Source organism: Haloarcula limicola, assembly GCF_010119205.1.
Taxonomy (GTDB): domain Archaea; phylum Halobacteriota; class Halobacteria; order Halobacteriales; family Haloarculaceae; genus Haloarcula; species Haloarcula limicola.
Genome location: NZ_WRXM01000002.1, coordinates 352,643 through 368,600, shown reverse-complemented (window position 1 = coordinate 368,600; position 15,958 = coordinate 352,643). Strand labels below are relative to the sequence as shown.

Genomic DNA, 15,958 nt, shown 5'->3' with positions numbered 1-15,958 from the left:
TCCGCTCAGTCCCCCAATTCGGGAAGCCGACCAGCCGACACGGGTGGGACTGAAAGGGGCGAGCCGTTCGGGGAAGGCGGGCGCAGCAAGCACCGCAGGCCGGAGGCCGAGGAGCGCGGCAAGCCCCCCGACTCGAACGGCTCGGGGCTTTCCGGCTGTTCGGATCTTCATCGTTCCGTCAGCGGCACACGAATTAATAACTGCTATCGGGGCGTTCTGGCCGTTTCGCCGGCCATTCCGTCCGAAAATCGCGTGAGAACCTGTAACTCAATCGCCGAGGACAAGACACATGTGCGGCAAGCGAGTGATATCGACCACATGAGTGGCACGTTCGAACCGTCGCGGGCGAACGCGACCGGGACGGTCGACCGAAGCATCACCAAGATAATCGGGATGGGGTCCGCGCTGGTCGCGGTCAACATCCTCCTGATGCTGGCGCTGTCGTACACGCCGATCGCGCCGCTCGGCGCGGCGCTGTTCTCGAGTTTCTTCGTCGGTATCGCCGTCTTCGCCGTCTCCGTCGGAGGCGGGTTCTGGATCGCGAACAAGGGGCTGAACCGCGGGAGCATGGGGCTGTCCGCCGTCGGCGTCGCGCTGATGCAGGCCGGTTACGCCGTCTTCGGGGCGGCCGTCCTCTACATCTACGGCGGCGGTGGGATTCGCGTACCGGCGATCAGCATCGCCACCGTCGTCACCGGTCTCATCACCGCCGTCATCGCCGCCGTCGTCTTCAAGACGAACCACGACTTCTCGGGGTGGCAGCGCTACGCCTTCGGCTGTTTCATCCTCGGACTGGTCGTCGGCGCGGCGGGCGTGTTCCTCAACCCGCTCCTGCTGGTGGTCGCCAGCCTCCTCTTCTTCCTCGGGTTCGTCGTGGACCTGACCTACGAGATCTGGGCCGTCCGCGAGAACCGCTACGCCAGCGACTTCCGCAACGCCATCGGCATCTACGTCGCCGTCATGGGCGTGTTCGTCCACGTCCTCCAGTGGGTGCTTCGGATTCTGTCCGTGATGGACCAGTAGGGCGAGGCTTCTGACAATACCTTTAGGCGGGGCGGCCGCGACAGTTCTTCCATGCACGTCGCCGTTCTCACGCACGAATCGTTCCCCGACCGGGCCAAGACGGCCGTCGGGTTGCTCCGCTACGGTGACCACGAGGTTCGCGCCGTCGTGGATAGAGAGTACGCGGGCCAGCGGGTCAGCGACCACCTCCCGGACGTACAGGACGCCCCGATCGTCGCCTCGATGGACGAGGTGCCCGAGGTGGACGCGCTGGTCGTCGGCATCTCTCCCATCGGCGGCGAGTTCGACGAGTCGTGGCGCGCCGACGTGCGCGCGGCGCTCGAACGCGGCTGTGACGTCCTCTCGGGACTGCACGACTTCCTCGAAGACGACGAGGAGTTCGCCCGCCTCGCGGCCGACCACGGCGGCGAGCTACGGGACCTCCGCAAGCCGCCCGAGGACCTGACCGTCGCCGAGGGGACGGCGGGCGAGGTCGACGCCACCGTCGTCACCACCGTCGGGACCGACTGCTCGACGGGGAAGATGACCGCCTCCTTCGAGCTGCGCGACGCCGCGCGCGAACGCGGGCTGTCGGCCGAGGTCGTCCCGACCGGCCAGACCGGCGTCGCCATCACCGGGTGGGGCATCGTCGTCGACCGCGTCATCGCCGACTACGCGGCCGGAGCCGTCGAGCGCCTCGTCCAGACGCCCGAGGACCAGGACCTCCTGATCGTCGAGGGGCAGGGCGCGCTCGCGCATCCGGCGTACTCCGGCGTGACGACGAGCATCCTCCACGGCTCCGCGCCGGACGCGCTGGTGATGTGCCACGAGGCCGGGTTAGAGGCCATCCACGGCTACGAGTCCTTCGCCATCCCGCCGCTCCCCGAGTACGTCGACATCTACGAGCGACTGGCCGCGCCCATCTCGGACGCGTCGGTCGTCGCGGGCACCCTGAACACGAGCAAACTGGACGACGACGCGGCCGACGAGGCGGTCGCGGAGTACGCCGACGCCCTCGGCGCGCCGGCGACGGACCCGGTTCGCCACGGCGTCCCCGACGAGGTTCTCGACGCGATCCTATGAACTGGACCGTCGAGCGATACGATCTGCCGCTCTCGACGCCGTTCGGCATCGCCCGGGGAACCAGCGAGGCCAGCGCCGCAGTCGCCGTCGAACTGACCTACGAAGGCACCACCGGATACGGCGGCGTTACCCCCTCGGCGTACTACGACGAGACGGCCGCGAGCGTCGCCGAGTCGCTCCCCGAGATGCTCGCCGTCGTCGAGCGAGTCGGCGACCCCCACGCCGGCCAGCGGATCGAGCGACGGCTCCGCGAGCAGTGGTCGGACGAACCCGCCGCGCGGAGCGCCGTCTCCATCGCTCTCGCGGACCTCGCCGCTCGCCGTCTCGACACGCCGCTGTACCGTCAGTGGGGGTTAGACCCCGACCGGATGCCGCCGACGACGTACACCGTCGGTATCGACGCGCCCGATCGGATGGCCGAGAAGGCCGAGGCGGCCGTCGAGGCGGGCTTCTCGCACCTGAAAGTGAAACTCGGCACCGACGACGACCGGACGCGCTTCGAGGCGGTGCGCGAAGCCGCGCCCGACGCCGAAATCAGGGTCGACGCCAACGCGGCGTGGGACGCCGAGACGGCCGTCGCCGCCGCCGGGTGGCTGGAGGACGCCGGCGTGACGATGCTCGAACAGCCGGTCGCCGCCGAGGACCTCGACGGACTGGCGCGAGTCACCGACTCGACGGCGATTCCGGTCTGTGCCGACGAGTCCTGCGTCACCCCGACTGACGTGCCGCGCGTCGCCGACGCCTGTAACGTCGTCAACGCGAAGCTCGTCAAGTGCGGCGGCGTGCGGGCCGCGAAGCGACTCGTCCACGCCGCCGACGCCCATCGCCTTTCGACGATGCTCGGCTGTATGGTCGAGTCGAACGCCGCCATCGCCGCCGCCGTCCACCTCGCGCCGCTGTTCGACTACGCCGACCTGGACGGCGCGCTCCTCCTCGATGCGGACCCCTACGAGGGCGTCCCGCTCGACGGTGACCGCTTCGACCTCCGAGCGGTCGAGTCGGGAACCGGCGTCCAGCCGAACCCCGCGTTCGACGGTCCCGACTGACCCCGACGAATCTCCTGGCGGAACCGTTCAATACGACCGGTTGCTTCAGGTTTAGGAGGCTTCGTCGAGAACGCCGACGTATGGCAGAATACTGTGATAAGTGCGGGACGGAATTAGACTCCGAAGAGGCCCGCCATCAGCGGTACATGGCCGAGCACGCGGACGAAGACGTCGCGACGCTCGAAGGGTCGCTCTGTTCGGTCTGCTTCTACGAGTTCGAGGACTGGCTGGACGCGGAGTGAAAAACCGACGGCGGCTCTTTTTCCCGACTCAGGCGCTCTCGGCGGCGTCGAGCAGTTCGTCGTAGTCGGGCTCGTTGGTCGGGTCGTCGGCGACCCAGTCGTAGGTGACTTCGCCGTCGTCGTCCACGACGAACACCGAGCGGTTGGCGACGCCGAGGAGTCCGAGGTCCTCGATGTCGATCCGGACGCCGTAGTCCTCGATGGCGTCGCGGTCCATGTCGCTGACGAGGTCGAACTCGAGGCCCTCCTCCTCGCGGAAGGCGTTCTGCGAGAACGCGGAGTCGGCGCTGACGCCGAGGAGCGTCGCGCCGGCGTCCTCGAAGTCGCCGAGGTGGTCCTGCAGCGCGACCATCTCGTTCGAACACGGCGGCGTGAACGCGCCGGGGAAGAACGCGAGGACGACCGGCCCGTCGCCGAGGCGGTCCGAGAGTTCGAACTCCTCTACCTCTCCGTTCGCTACCGTCGCCGAGATGTCGGGTGCGGAATCGCCTGTGGATACCATCACCCGTGGGTAGCGGTTTGAGCCGAATAAAAGGTCGTACGTCGGTGCCGATGACCGCTTCTCGGTCGGGTTGTCACGCCCGCGAACGGCCGTGACTCGCGGACGGCCTCAGAGCCACTCGGCGAACTCGTGGTGCGCTCTGCTCGCCTCGAAGTAGTCCCGCTGCATCTCCGGGATTGCGTCGCCGAGCGCCATCCCGTCGTCGAGATACTCCCGGACGCGGTCGATCTTCCACGAGCTCGGCGTCCCGCCGGCTTCGTACCGGCGCTCGATGGGACCGAGGTACTCGTCTCTCTGGCTCTCGGGGACGCCCTGCTCGTCCAGTCCGCGCCGAGCGAGGCGGAACACCTCGTCGAAGACGACCTCGCGGTCGGTCGTGTGCTCGCCGTGACCGGTGACCCACGCGAGGTCAGCGTCGAGGCCGTGCCGTGCGGCGTCGTAGAAACTGCGTGAGGCCTCCGCCCACGGGAGTTCCGCGAGCGGATGGTCCGTGACCACGAGTCCGCGAATGAGCCCGGCGGTCAGCGCCTGCATCCCGATGATGTCCTTGACGTGCGGCTGGGTCGGGAGCGGGCGGTACTCGATGCGCAGCGACCGCTCACTGCTCGCGCCGTCGACCGGCGTCCCGCCGACGACACAGCGGAGCCAGCGCCAGTAGGTCCCGCGCTTGTGGTCGAACTCCCAGAACTCCTCCTCGAAGCGCTCGCGCTCGCCGTCTTCGAGCCACTCCCGCAGGAACGGCGCGAACAGGTCGTCGGCCACCACTCGGTCCACCACGTCAGTCACCGCGTCGATGTCCCTCGGGACGCGGACCTTCGGGTTCTCGCTGGTGTTGACCGACTGCTCGAAGGCCGCGATGCGTAACTCGTGGTGCGTGTTCGCACAGAGCCACTCGCCGTCGACGTCGTCGCCGTACATGTCGGCGGGGAGGAACGGCGAGTTCACCGACAGCGCCAGCAGCGGCCCGAGCGTGCGAATGGCGGCGTTGTAGTACGCGGGAAACGCCTCGGCGTCGGGAATCTGGAGGTGCGGCTGGATAGAGGTCGCGAGCGATTCGAAGAGGATGGTCGGGAACGCGCCGTCGTACCCCGGCACCGAGAACGGGATCTCGCCGTCGGCGTGGGCCACGGCCTCGTTATCCAGCGCGACGTAGCGGGGGGCCTGCCGCATGTTGTCGGCCAGCACGACGCCGTCGCGCGTCTCGTGGTCCGAGAGGTACGCCTCGCTGCCCTCCTCGGGCGGGATCGTCCACATCGCGTCGAGGACGAGTTCGCAGTCGTGCGTGCTCGCCTGCTGGCGGGCCTGTTTCGTGTGCATCTCGACGGAGGTGGTCTGGACGGCCATCCCCGTCTCGTCGAAGGCGTTGGGGTCGGTGTTGACCTCGGCGTTGTGGAGGCCGAGTTCCTTGTTGGCCTCGCCGTCGAAGACGACCTCCGGCAGGCGGGTGAGCCGCCCCTGCCACTCCTCGGGGTCCATGTACGGCTCGTCGTCCGCGTCGTCGGCCGCCGCCTCGACCGTCGGTTCCGGTTCCGTATCCGCCGACTCGGACTCGTCCGGTGCCAGCGGGCTGTCGGGGTCCACGTCCAACGACGGCCCCTCGCCGGGTCCGAACTGATCGCCGTCGGCGTCCGGTTCCGGCGATTCCCCGTTCTCGGGCTCGAGCGACGCCCCACCGCCGGACTCCGATTCTGCGGGTGCTTCGAGCGACCCGTCCCACGCGCCGCCACCGCCGCCCGAGAGGTCGGCGTCGAGGTCGGCTTCGGCCGCCGCGCCCTTGGCGTCCTCGTCCCCCGCCTCGTCGCTCTCGCTCGGCGATTCGGGCACGCTGTCGATGGCGTACAGTTCCACTTCGAGACCGACCGAGAAGGCGTCGTTGTCGAACTCGCCGCTCTCGATGGCCTCGCGGAGTCGCGCGGCCTGCGCGTCGACCCGGTCGGTGAACTCGGCGTCCGTCGCGTCGGCCAGCGACCGGTGTACCAGGTCGACGATGTCGTCCATGCCCTGAACTGTGTCGGTTGTTCCCCTTATACCTGACTCGTCGCTGATACCGTGTGCGTGCGGCTCCGCGGCTCACTTCGCTTGCCGCTGCGCTTCGAGGGCCGCTCGCGTTGCTCGCGCCCCTCGCTGGTGCTCTGCGGTTCCCGTTGGTCACCGCATCGCTTGCGAGGGTCTTCCCTTCGGTCAGACCCTCGCTATTGCTCCACGGGTCGTTCCTCCCCGTTCCGCCGAGGGCCCTCACTACGTTCGGCCCCTCGCTACTCGAACAGATCCTCGTGTCTCGCGGCGAGGTTCGCGTAATCGCCCGAGGAGAACGCCTCGAACACCTCGTCGGGATTGATGGTCGTCTCCGAGAGCGGCGTCACCTGTGCGGGGCTCCCGCGGACGAACGACTCGGCGGGCACCTCGTAGCCCGGCGGGACGACCGTTCCCATCGCCACGATGGAGCCTTTTCCGATGACGGCGTCGCTGACGGTGGAGTTGAAGCCGACGAGCGCGCCGTCGCGCACTTCGGCGTCGTTGAGGACGGCTCCGTGGCCGACCATCACCTTCTCGCCGACCGTCGAGGCGTGTAAGATCGCGCCGTCGCCGATCGCCGACTCCCGGCCGACCTCGACCGGCGCGACGTCGCCCCGGAGGACACACCCCGGCCAGACGTTGGCGTTCGGACCGACTGTCACGTCGCCGACGACCGTCGCTTCGCGGCTGACGTGCGCGTATCCGTGGATGTCCGGCGACGCCCCCTCGAACGCGTACTCGCGACTGTCCATATCGGTACAGCGTCTCGGGCACCCGAAAAGATACCGGTCAGTCGAGCGGTCGATCGAACCGTCGCGTCCGCGCCGCGGAAGCGCGTCACTCGATGTGGACGACCAGCACCGGCACGGACGAACTCTCGAGGACGCGGTCGGTGACGCTGCCGAGACTGGCGACCCGGTCCCGGCCAGTGCGTCCGTGCGTGCCCATCACGACGAGGTCGATCCCCTCTCGATCCGCGTACTCCGTGATGACCTTGTGCGGGATGCCGACTTCCATCTCGGTGACGGTCTCCACGCCCGCCTCCTCGCCGCCGACGGTGATGTCGTCGAGCGCGACCTCTCCCTCCTCTTCGAGGGACTGGCGAACGTCCTCTTGGGTGTCTTTCTCGGCCGCCAGATAGAGGCGCTTGTCGACGACGTAGAGACCGTGCAACACCGCGTCGTTGTCCCGGGCGATGGCGGTGGCGTGGGCGAGCGTCTCCGTCGTTCCCGAACTGCCGTCCGTCGCGACCAGTACGCTGTCGTACATCTGGCGACAGATGCGTCCCGATAGTACATAGTAGTCCCGTTGGCACACCACACGCTTCGCGGAGCGGACCGCGTCCCCCGACGAGCGGAGTTACCACTGTTCAACGAAGTAGTATTTCCGCCATATTCTGTCAACTAGTATACTTATGTCGCTGGCTCTCAATACATGGAATAACCATGCAAGGGAGCGACCTACCAGTCGGGCGGCGGATGGAACTGTACGTTCGGTCGCTGCTCCCGGACGGCTACCACCAGCGACAGGAGGAACTCGAAAAGCGCGTCTCGGCGCTGGTCGAGTCCGGCCGCGCCAGCGACCGGAGCGTCCACGTCTGGGGCAGACAGGCCCCAGCTACGCGGGAGGCGACGACGACCGACGTCGGGCAGTTCGCGCTCGAACGCGTCGAACTCTTCCGAGAGTGGGCCGCGGTGAACGACTGCTCGCTCGCGCCGGCCTTCGAGGTTCGACAGGTCGACAACCGGCTCACCGACGACCGCTATCGCGCCATCCGCTTCCCCACCGCACTGCTGGCCGAGTTCCGCGGCGACGCGCTCACGTGCGTCACGCCCCACGCCGACGAGGACGGCGTACTGACCGTCGGCGACCGGCTCGCTTCGCTCGAAGCCGAAAATCACACGCGGTTCAAACCGGTCGATCGGGTCGCCGCCGAGAAGCCACGGACCGACGACGACTCGCCGCTGCTCGCCGAGGCGGACCGAGAGCCGCTCGCCCCCGAGTGACCCGTCCGCCCGCCCGCCCGCGTCTCAATACACTTATCCCCGGCCGCTGTCGTATCACGGATATGAGTACGGTCACGGTCACGCTGCCGGACGGGTCCACCCTGGAGATGGACGCCGGTAGCACGGTCGAGGACGTCGCCTACGAAATCGGACCGGGACTCGGTGCGGACACCGTTGCCGGCGTCGTTGACGGCGAACTGGTCGACAAGCACGCGCCGATCGAGACGGACGTGACACTCGAGATCGTCACGCCGAGCAGCGACGAGTACCTCGACGTGCTTCGCCACTCGGCCGCCCACGTCTTCGCGCAGGCGCTCCAGCGGGAGTTCCCCGAGGCGACGCTCACCATCGGACCGTGGACCGACGACGGCTTCTACTACGACGTCACCGACGTCGACCTGGACGAGGACGACCTCGAAACCATCGAGGTCGAAGCCCAGCAGATCATCGAGGAAGATTACGACATCGAGCGCGTCCTCCTCGACCGCGAAGAGGCCTTCGAGCGCTACGAGGACAACCCGTTCAAACAGGACATCTTAGAGACCGAGGCCGCCGGCGAGGACCCGGTCTCCTTCTACGAGCAAGCGGAGTTCTACGACCTCTGTCAGGGGCCCCACGTCGAGTCGACCGGCGAGATCGGCGGCTTCGCCCTGCTGGAGATCTCGGCGGCGTTCTGGCGCGGCGAGGAGGAGAACGACACGCTGACCCGCGTCTACGGCACCGCCTTCCCCACGCAGGACGAACTCGACGAGTTCCTCGAGAACCGCCGGAAGGCGCAGGAACGGGACCACCGGAAGATCGGCCAGGAGATGGACCTGTTCTCCATCGACGACACCACCGGACCGGGCCTGCCGCTGTACGAGCCCAACGGGAAGAAGGTCCTCAACGAGCTCTCCGAGTACGCCGCCGAACTCAACCGCGAGGCCGGCTACGACGAGGTCGAGACGCCCCACGTCTTCCGCACCGAACTGTGGAAGAAGTCGGGCCACTACGAGAACTACGTCGACGACATGTTCCTCCTCGACGTGAACGACGAGGAGTACGGCCTGAAGCCGATGAACTGTCCGGGCCACGCGACCATCTTCGAACAGAAGAACTGGTCCTATCGCGACCTCCCCGTTCGCTACTTCGAGGACGGGAAGGTCTACCGCAAGGAACAGCGCGGCGAGCTGTCGGGCCTCTCGCGGACGTGGGCGTTCACCATCGACGACGGCCACCTCTTCGTCCGGCCCGACCAGATCGAGGCGGAGGTGCTCGCCACCGTCGACATCATCCTCGACACCTTGGAGACGTTCAACCTCGATTACACGGTGCAGTTCGCCACCCGGCCCGAGAAATCGGTCGGCAGCGACGAGATCTGGGAGAAGGCCGAGTCCCAACTCGAATCGGTCCTCGACGAGCAGGACATCGACTACGTCGTCGAGGACGGCGACGGGGCCTTCTACGGCCCGAAGATCGACTTCGCCTTCGAGGACGCGCTGGGACGTCACTGGGACGGCCCGACGGTCCAGTTGGACTTCAACATGCCCGAGCGCTTCGACCTTTCGTACACCGGCGAGGACAACGAGGAGCACCGCCCGGTGATGATCCACCGCGCGCTGTACGGCTCCTACGAGCGCTTCTTCATGGTGTTGACCGAACACTACAACGGGAAGTTCCCGCCGTGGCTCGCCCCCGAGCAGGTCCGCGTCCTGCCGGTCTCCGACGACAACATCCCCTACTGCGAGGAGTTACGGGACGAACTGGGCGAGTTCCGCGTCGAGATCGAGGACCGCTCGTGGACCGTCGGCCGGAAGATCCAGCAGGCCCACGACGACCGGGTCCCCTACATGCTCATCATCGGCGATAACGAGGAGGACGCCGGCACCATCTCCGTGCGGGACCGGAAAGAGCGCGAGGAGAAGGACATCGAACTCGGCGAGTTCCGCGACCACTTAGAGACCGAAGTCGAACAGCAGCGGACCGCGGTCACGTTCCTCGCCGGCCGCTGAGTCGGATACGACCGCGCCGACACCGTCTTTTCGAGCGGTACAAACGTGCGCTTTTACGTGCGGAGAGCGAGGCTCGGGACATGAGCGACTCCGACCGGCACCAACCGAGCGACACCATGCGCGAACGGGTGTCGGAGAGCTCGCGGATGCTGTGGCTGTTACTCGACGTCGACCGGTGGATCATCGCCGGGCTCTTCTCCGCGACCCTGTTCCTGTTTCTCCTCGCCGCCGGGATCGCTCACCCGACGCCGCCCCACACGCTGTTGACCCGAGGCGACCCCGCCGAGACGCTGTATCAGGCGCTCATCACCGGCACCATCACCGGCGTGACGCTGGTGTTGACGCTGAGCCAGCTCATCCTCTCACAGGAGCTCGGCGCGGTCGGCGACCAGCGCGAGCGGATGGAGGGCTCGATGCAGTTCCGCGACGACGTGGCCGACAGCGTCGGCGCGTCGGTCAGTCCCGCCGAACCGTCGGCGTTTCTGCGCTCGCTGGTGCGGGCCACCAAAGAGCGCGCCCAGTCGATCCAAGAGACCGTCGACGAGGACGACGGGCTGGACGACGACCTGCTGGAACTGCTCTCCGCGTATCTCGACTCCGTCGTCGGCAACGCCGACGAGGTCACGGACCAACTGGAGGGGCGGACCTTCGGGGAGTTCGACGTCGTCGAGGCCGCCCTGAACTACAACTACTCGTGGAAACTGTACGCGGGGCGGCGCATCCGCGAGGAGTACGGCGAGAGCCTCCCCGAGGAGGCGGTCGAGAAGCTCGACGACCTCATCGAGACGCTCAAACTGTTCGGCCCCGCCCGCGAGCACTTCAAGACGCTCTACTTCCAGTGGGAGCTCGCGAACCTCTCGCGGGCGCTGCTGTACATCGCCGTCCCGGCCCTCGCGGTGGCGATCGGGTCGCTGATTCTGCTGGACCCGCAGGACTTCTCGGGGACGACCTACGGCGTCGCCAACTCGCTGCTGCTCGTCGCGATAACCACCACCATCTCGCTGTTCCCCTTCACGGTGCTGCTCGCGTATATCCTCCGCATCGTCACCATCACCAAACGGACGCTCTCGATCGGCCCGTTCATCCTCCGGGAGACGGAGCGGTCGGTCGACGTCAATTGGGATTGAGGGACTGCGAAGGACGAAATACCGAGCCGTCACCGGTATTTATCACCGACTCGACCGTTTCGTCGCGGTATGGCCCCGCTCTCGACGGGGGCGCTCGTCGTGTTCGGACTCGTCGCCGTCGCCCTGACGCTGTTCGTCACCGAGTGGCTCCCGCCGGACATGACCGCGATCGGCGTCCTCGTCTCGCTGGCCGTCCTCGAACCCTACACCGGCGTGCCGGCCCGCGACGCCATCGCGGGGTTCGCCAGCCCCGCCGTCGTCACCATCGTCGCCATGTACATACTCAGCGCGGGCGTCGAGGACGCGGGCGTGGTGGATTGGCTCGGCGGTAGGTTGGCGACGCTGACCGGCGGCGACGAACGCCGACTGCTCGCGGCGATCGTCGGCACGACGGGTATCAGCGCCGGGTTCGTCAACAACACGCCCGTCGTCGCCGTCTTCATCCCGCTGGTGACCGGCCTCTCCGAGCGCTACGGGATCTCGCCGTCGAAACTCCTCTTGCCGCTCTCCTACGCGGCGATGCTCGGCGGGACGCTGACGCTCATCGGGACGGCGACGAACCTCCTCGCCAGCGACATCTCCCGGGACCTCCTAGGAGAGTCGTTCTCGATGTTCACGCTGACGCCCGTCGGGATCGTCGTCCTGCTGGTCGGCGTCGCCTACTTACTCACCGTCGGTCGAGCGCTCGTTCCCGAACGCGTCCACCCGGCCGCCGACTTCACCGAGGAGTTCGACATGGACCGCCACCTCGCGCAGTTGGTTGTCCGCGAGTCCTCGCCGCTGGTCGGGAAGACGGTCGCTGACGCCCTGGACGACGGCGACGCGGTGACTGCGGAAGCGACCGAAGCGACGCCGCCCGCGGACACCGACGCGACGCTCGAACTGCCCGCAGTCGAGGAGCCCATCGACGTGGACGTACTCCAGATCGACCACAACGGCGAGTCCTTCTTCGCCACGGCGACGGACAGGCCGCTCGAACCCGGCGACGTGCTGACGGTGCGGGGGAGCACGCAGGCCGTCAACCGGTTCGGCGAGACCTACGGCCTGCGACAGCTCTCCCGCGAGTCCGTGACCGAGGAACTGCTGGCCGAGAGCGGGCATCCCGGCGTGCTGGCCGAAGCCGTCATCAGCAACGAGTCCCGGCTCCGCGGGCGGAACCTCGCCGACGCGGGGCTTCGCTCCCGGTTCGACGTGACCGTGCTGGCGATCCGCCGCGGCGACACCGTCATCCGCGAGGGGCTCGCGACCGTCGAACTGTCGGCAGGCGATACGCTCCTCCTCCAGACGCCGGTCGACGAGATCGGCCACCTGGAGGAGGAGGGCTACCTCGTGCTCACCGAGGGGCCGCCCGAACTCTTCGACGTCATCCACGACGACGAGGCCCCGCCGTCGCTCGACGCCCGGACGCTGGTCCCCGTCGGCATCCTCGTCGCCGTCGTCGCGCTGGCGGCGCTCGACCTCGTCCCCATCTACATCGCCGCGCTGGGCGGCGTCGTGACGATGGTCGCAAGCGGGTCGCTCGGCGCGTCCCGGGCCTACGACGCGGTGAGTTGGAACGTGATCTTCCTACTGGCCGGACTCCTGCCCCTCGGGACGGCGATGCAGGCGACCGGCGGCGCGGCGTTCGTCGGCGACCTGCTCTCCGGGGCCGCCGTCGTCCTCCCGCCGTTGATGTTGCTGGCGCTCTTTTACCTCCTGAGCGCCGTCGTCGCGAGCGTCATCACGCCCGTGGCGACGATCGTGCTGATGGCTCCCATCGCCGTCGCCACGGCGACGGAGATCGGCGTCGCGGGATTCCCGTTCCTGCTGGTGGTTACCTTCGCCGTCGCCACCGCCTTCCTCACTCCCGTCGGCTATCAGACGAACCTGATGGTGTACGGTCCCGGCGGCTACCGCTTCACCGACTACGTCCGCGTCGGCGCGCCGCTGCAGTTGCTCCTCTGTGTCGTCACCACGGTCGCCGTGAGTATCGTCTGGCCGCTGTAGCGCCGCAGAATCGACCGCCGGTCCCGCTCAGTTCTTCTCGTCGTCTTTGAGCTCTTCGAGCTCCGATTCGACTTCGCTGTCGTCGACGTCGGGCGTCTCCACGTCCGCCGACCCGCTGTCCTCGGCGAGTTCCCGTTCCAGTTCCGCCTCGGCGTCGGCCGGTTCCGCGTTCGCCGTCTCCGCGTCGGCGCTTCCTGTCTCGGCCGGCGCTGACTCGGTCGTCTCCGTCTCGACTTCCGCCGTCTCGGTCCCGGCGCTCTCGGTCGAGTCGTCGTCGGCCTTTCCCATCTCCCGTTTCAGCGTGTCGAGTTCGGCATCTACCTCGCTACCCTGCTGCATCTCGTCGAGCTCCTTCTCCAGCGAGCTCTTGTCGGAGATCTGATCCTCTAACACGCCGTCCTCGCGGAGTTCGTCCATCGCCTGCGCGCGCGCCTCCATGTCCTCGGTCTGTTCCTCGGCGCGTTCGATAGCGCGGTTGATGTCCTCCATCTCGTCGCCGGCCCCCGTCATCGCCTCGTTGACCCTGGTCGAGGCCTTCGCCGCCTCGTGGCGGGCCTTCATCGTCTCCTTCTTCGTGCGGAACTGCTCGATCTGGCGCTGGAGCTCGTCCTTCTGCTCGACGAGTTGGTCCTGCTGGGTCTGGAGCTGCGAGACCTGCGTCTCCAGTTCCTCGATCTGGGACATCTTCTGCTTCTTCTTCTCTAAGGCCTGCCGCGCGAGGTCCTCTCGGTCCTGCTCGACCGCCTGCCGCGCCTGGTCGTTGTGCTTCTCGACGTTCTCTTCGAGGCGGCGCTTCTGGATCTCCAGTCGCTTCTTCTGGGTCGTCAGGTCCGCGATCCCCTGCTTGACGTCCTGCAACTCGTTTCGCAACTGCTCGTAGCTGTAATCGAGCGTCTCGGTGGGGTCTTCAGAGCGGTTGAGTGCCGCGTTCACCTTCGAGCGGATGACGTACGAGGCGCGCGAGAGGATTCCCATACCTCTGAGTTCATTGCTCCTGACTTAAATTTCTTCCATAGCCGGGAACGCCGCCGACCCGAACGGCGACGGAAGCGGCGACAGATACAGGAACGCGGGCTACGAGGACGCCAACGTGAGCCACCCCGTCCACGTCCCAGGCGGTCGCGAGGTGATCGGGACGCTCGATTCGCCCGACGCCGACCGCGTCGTCGTCGCCTGCCCGCCCCATCCACAGTACGGTGGCAGCCGGTCGGACCAGCGACTCCGGGCGGTGAGCGACGCGCTCGCCCCCGAGATCGCGTGTCTGCGGTTCGACTACGGCGAATGGGACGAGGGCCGAGGCGAACGGACCGACGCCGAAAGCGCACTTTCGTGGGCGCACGGCGAGTTCGCCGCCGTCGGGCTGTTCGGCTACAGTTTCGGGGCCGACGTGGCGCTCCGGGCGGCCGCCGCCGTCGCCGACGAGGACGAACCGGCGGCGCTCTCGGTGCTCGCACCTCCGGCCGAACTCTCCGGCGGGGCCGCCGTCGAGGCGCTTTCTGCCGTCGACTGTCCGGTGCAGGTCGTCTACGGCGAGCGAGACGAGACGGTCGAGTGGCGGCCGGTCGTCGAGCGCGCTCGCGAACTGGGCCACGCCGTCGAGTCCCTGCCGGCGGATCACCACTTCGTCGGGCAGGCCGACCGCGCGGCCGAACTCGTCTCGCGGTTCCTCAGCGAGCGCCTGTAGCGGGCGGCCGGACTACCAGCGCGCCGCCGCCGGCCGTCGTCCAGTCGAGCGCGACGACGCGGCCGTCGCCGTAGCGGACCAGTATTTCGCTCTCCCCGTCGCCGTCGAGGTCGGCCGGCGTGGCGAACGTCCAGATGGGGACGTTCCGCTCGTAGGCCGCGCGTTCCTCGCCGGTCGTTCCGTCCAGGACGACGACGGTGCCGCCGTTCGTGATCGCCACCACGTCGTCGGTGCCGTCGCCGTCCACGTCGGCCACCCTCGGCGCGAACGTCGTGCGCCGCTCGCCGCCGCCCAGCGAGGTGCGCCACTCGGTCGCGCCGCTCTCGGTGTCGACGGCCAGTATCGTGTTGCCGGAGACGCCGACGTACACCTCGCTGTCGCCGTCACCGTCGGCGTCGCCCGCGTCGTGGACCCGCGACGCGCCTTCGAGATTCTTCGCCCATAGGCGTTCACCCGTCGCGCCGTCGAGCCCGACCAGCCGGGCGGTGTTGCCCGCGAGTATCCGGCCCTCGGTGTCGACTGCGAGCGTCGTCGCGCGGACGCCGCTTCGCCACCGTCTGGTCCCGTTCGGTTCGAACGCGACGACGCCCTCGTCCCCGCCGAGGACGATCTCCGTCGCGCCGTCGCCCTCTACGTCTACCAGTCGGGGGGCCGCCCACACGGTCATGTCCGTCCGCTCGCGCCACGCGACCGTTCCGTTGGAGCGAGCGACGACGAGCGTCCCCTCGATATCGCTCGCGACGAGTTCCGGTCCGGCGTCGCCCATGACGTTCCCCACCGCCGGCTGGCCGTAGCCGTAGGTCGATAGCGGGACGCGCCACTGTTCGGTGCCACTGGCGGCGTCGAGGACGACCAGCGCGTTCTGCGTGGTACCGACGGCGACCTCCATCCCCCCGTCGCCGTCCACGTCGGCGACGGCCGGCTGGGTGAGCGCGTGAGTGAAACAGTCCTCGGCAGGGACGCTCCACCGCCAGCGGGTCGCGCCGTCGCCGGGACGTAACCGGACCAGCGAACAGGAGTGCGGGCCGATGGCCTCGGCGTTCGGCACCGCCGCGACGGGCGCGACGACTACGTCCCCCCGCGGGCCGACGCCGACGGCGTGGTGGTTGACCTCGTTGTCCCGGACGGTGTCGCTACTCCACGCCTGCGTGAGCGCGCCGCCGTCGGCGGTCACGCCCGCGGCGACGACGCCGACCAGCGCGCCGCAGCACAGCAGCGCGGCGAGGAGCGTCCGCGGTCGCATCGCCGGAACTCGGCCGCGGACGGACATAAG

General features: G+C 68.1%; 15 protein-coding genes. 9 read left to right on the top strand and 6 right to left on the bottom strand.

Features of this window, described 5'->3' with window-relative positions:
* The first annotated feature begins 318 nt into the window (after positions 1-318).
* From GO488_RS11350 to GO488_RS19685, 4 genes are all read left to right on the top strand, one after another.
* Positions 319-1,023: a hypothetical protein gene (locus tag GO488_RS11350; protein ID WP_162317938.1), complete on the top strand. Its 705-nt coding sequence runs from the start codon at positions 319-321 to the stop codon at positions 1,021-1,023.
* 51 nt (positions 1,024-1,074) lie between these two features.
* Positions 1,075-2,085 (top strand): N-acetyltransferase DgcN family protein, encoded by a 1,011-nt coding sequence (locus GO488_RS11345; RefSeq protein WP_162317937.1) that lies wholly within the window; start codon positions 1,075-1,077, stop codon positions 2,083-2,085.
* Positions 2,082-3,131 (top strand): dipeptide epimerase, encoded by a 1,050-nt coding sequence (locus GO488_RS11340; protein ID WP_162317936.1) that lies wholly within the window; start codon positions 2,082-2,084, stop codon positions 3,129-3,131. The genes GO488_RS11345 and GO488_RS11340 overlap by 4 nt, the downstream gene beginning before the upstream one ends.
* A gap of 80 nt (positions 3,132-3,211) precedes the next feature.
* Positions 3,212-3,373, top strand: coding sequence for a hypothetical protein (locus GO488_RS19685; protein WP_164509643.1), 162 nt, complete (start codon positions 3,212-3,214; stop codon positions 3,371-3,373).
* A 28-nt stretch (positions 3,374-3,401) separates the two neighbouring features.
* On the opposite strand, the gene GO488_RS11335 is transcribed toward GO488_RS19685, so the two are convergent.
* The 4 genes from GO488_RS11335 to GO488_RS11320 all read right to left on the bottom strand — a co-directional run bounded on the left by GO488_RS11335 (position 3,402) and on the right by GO488_RS11320 (position 7,160).
* Positions 3,402-3,875 carry a redoxin domain-containing protein gene (locus GO488_RS11335; RefSeq protein WP_162317935.1) on the bottom strand — a complete coding sequence of 158 codons (474 nt, stop codon included), beginning with the start codon at positions 3,873-3,875 and terminating at the stop codon, positions 3,402-3,404.
* A 108-nt stretch (positions 3,876-3,983) separates the two neighbouring features.
* Positions 3,984-5,873 (bottom strand): glutamate-cysteine ligase family protein, encoded by a 1,890-nt coding sequence (locus GO488_RS11330; protein WP_162317934.1) that lies wholly within the window; start codon positions 5,871-5,873, stop codon positions 3,984-3,986.
* 257 nt (positions 5,874-6,130) lie between these two features.
* A complete protein-coding gene (locus GO488_RS11325) occupies positions 6,131-6,643 on the bottom strand; it encodes a gamma carbonic anhydrase family protein (protein ID WP_162317933.1) in 513 nt (170 codons plus the stop codon).
* Positions 6,644-6,728: 85 nt separating this feature from the next.
* Positions 6,729-7,160, bottom strand: a complete 432-nt coding sequence (locus GO488_RS11320; protein WP_162317932.1) for a universal stress protein — start codon at positions 7,158-7,160, stop codon at positions 6,729-6,731.
* Positions 7,161-7,336: 176 nt separating this feature from the next.
* Here GO488_RS11320 and GO488_RS11315 point away from each other — a divergent pair, with 176 nt between their 5' ends.
* From GO488_RS11315 to GO488_RS11300, 4 genes are all read left to right on the top strand, one after another.
* Complete coding sequence (locus GO488_RS11315) at positions 7,337-7,897, top strand: HTH domain-containing protein (RefSeq protein ID WP_162317931.1); 561 nt, start codon at positions 7,337-7,339, stop codon at positions 7,895-7,897.
* Positions 7,898-7,959: 62 nt separating this feature from the next.
* Complete coding sequence (thrS, locus tag GO488_RS11310) at positions 7,960-9,888, top strand: threonine--tRNA ligase (RefSeq protein WP_162317930.1); 1,929 nt, start codon at positions 7,960-7,962, stop codon at positions 9,886-9,888.
* An 80-nt stretch (positions 9,889-9,968) separates the two neighbouring features.
* Entirely contained in the window at positions 9,969-11,015 is a 1,047-nt protein-coding gene (locus GO488_RS11305) for a DUF7972 family membrane protein (protein ID WP_162317929.1), read from the top strand.
* A 69-nt stretch (positions 11,016-11,084) separates the two neighbouring features.
* Complete coding sequence (locus GO488_RS11300) at positions 11,085-13,001, top strand: SLC13 family permease (protein WP_162317928.1); 1,917 nt, start codon at positions 11,085-11,087, stop codon at positions 12,999-13,001.
* A gap of 27 nt (positions 13,002-13,028) precedes the next feature.
* Here GO488_RS11300 and GO488_RS11295 read toward each other — a convergent pair whose 3' ends face one another.
* Positions 13,029-13,976: a PspA/IM30 family protein gene (locus GO488_RS11295; RefSeq protein ID WP_162317927.1), complete on the bottom strand. Its 948-nt coding sequence runs from the start codon at positions 13,974-13,976 to the stop codon at positions 13,029-13,031.
* A gap of 115 nt (positions 13,977-14,091) precedes the next feature.
* Between GO488_RS11295 and GO488_RS11290 the strand changes: the two genes are divergently transcribed.
* On the top strand, positions 14,092-14,685 hold the full coding sequence (locus GO488_RS11290; RefSeq protein WP_162317926.1) for an alpha/beta hydrolase: 594 nt from the start codon (positions 14,092-14,094) through the stop codon (positions 14,683-14,685).
* Here GO488_RS11290 and GO488_RS11285 read toward each other — a convergent pair.
* A complete protein-coding gene (locus GO488_RS11285; RefSeq protein ID WP_162317925.1) occupies positions 14,669-15,928 on the bottom strand; it encodes an outer membrane protein assembly factor BamB family protein in 1,260 nt (419 codons plus the stop codon). The genes GO488_RS11290 and GO488_RS11285 overlap by 17 nt on opposite strands.
* Positions 15,929-15,958: the final 30 nt, after the last annotated feature.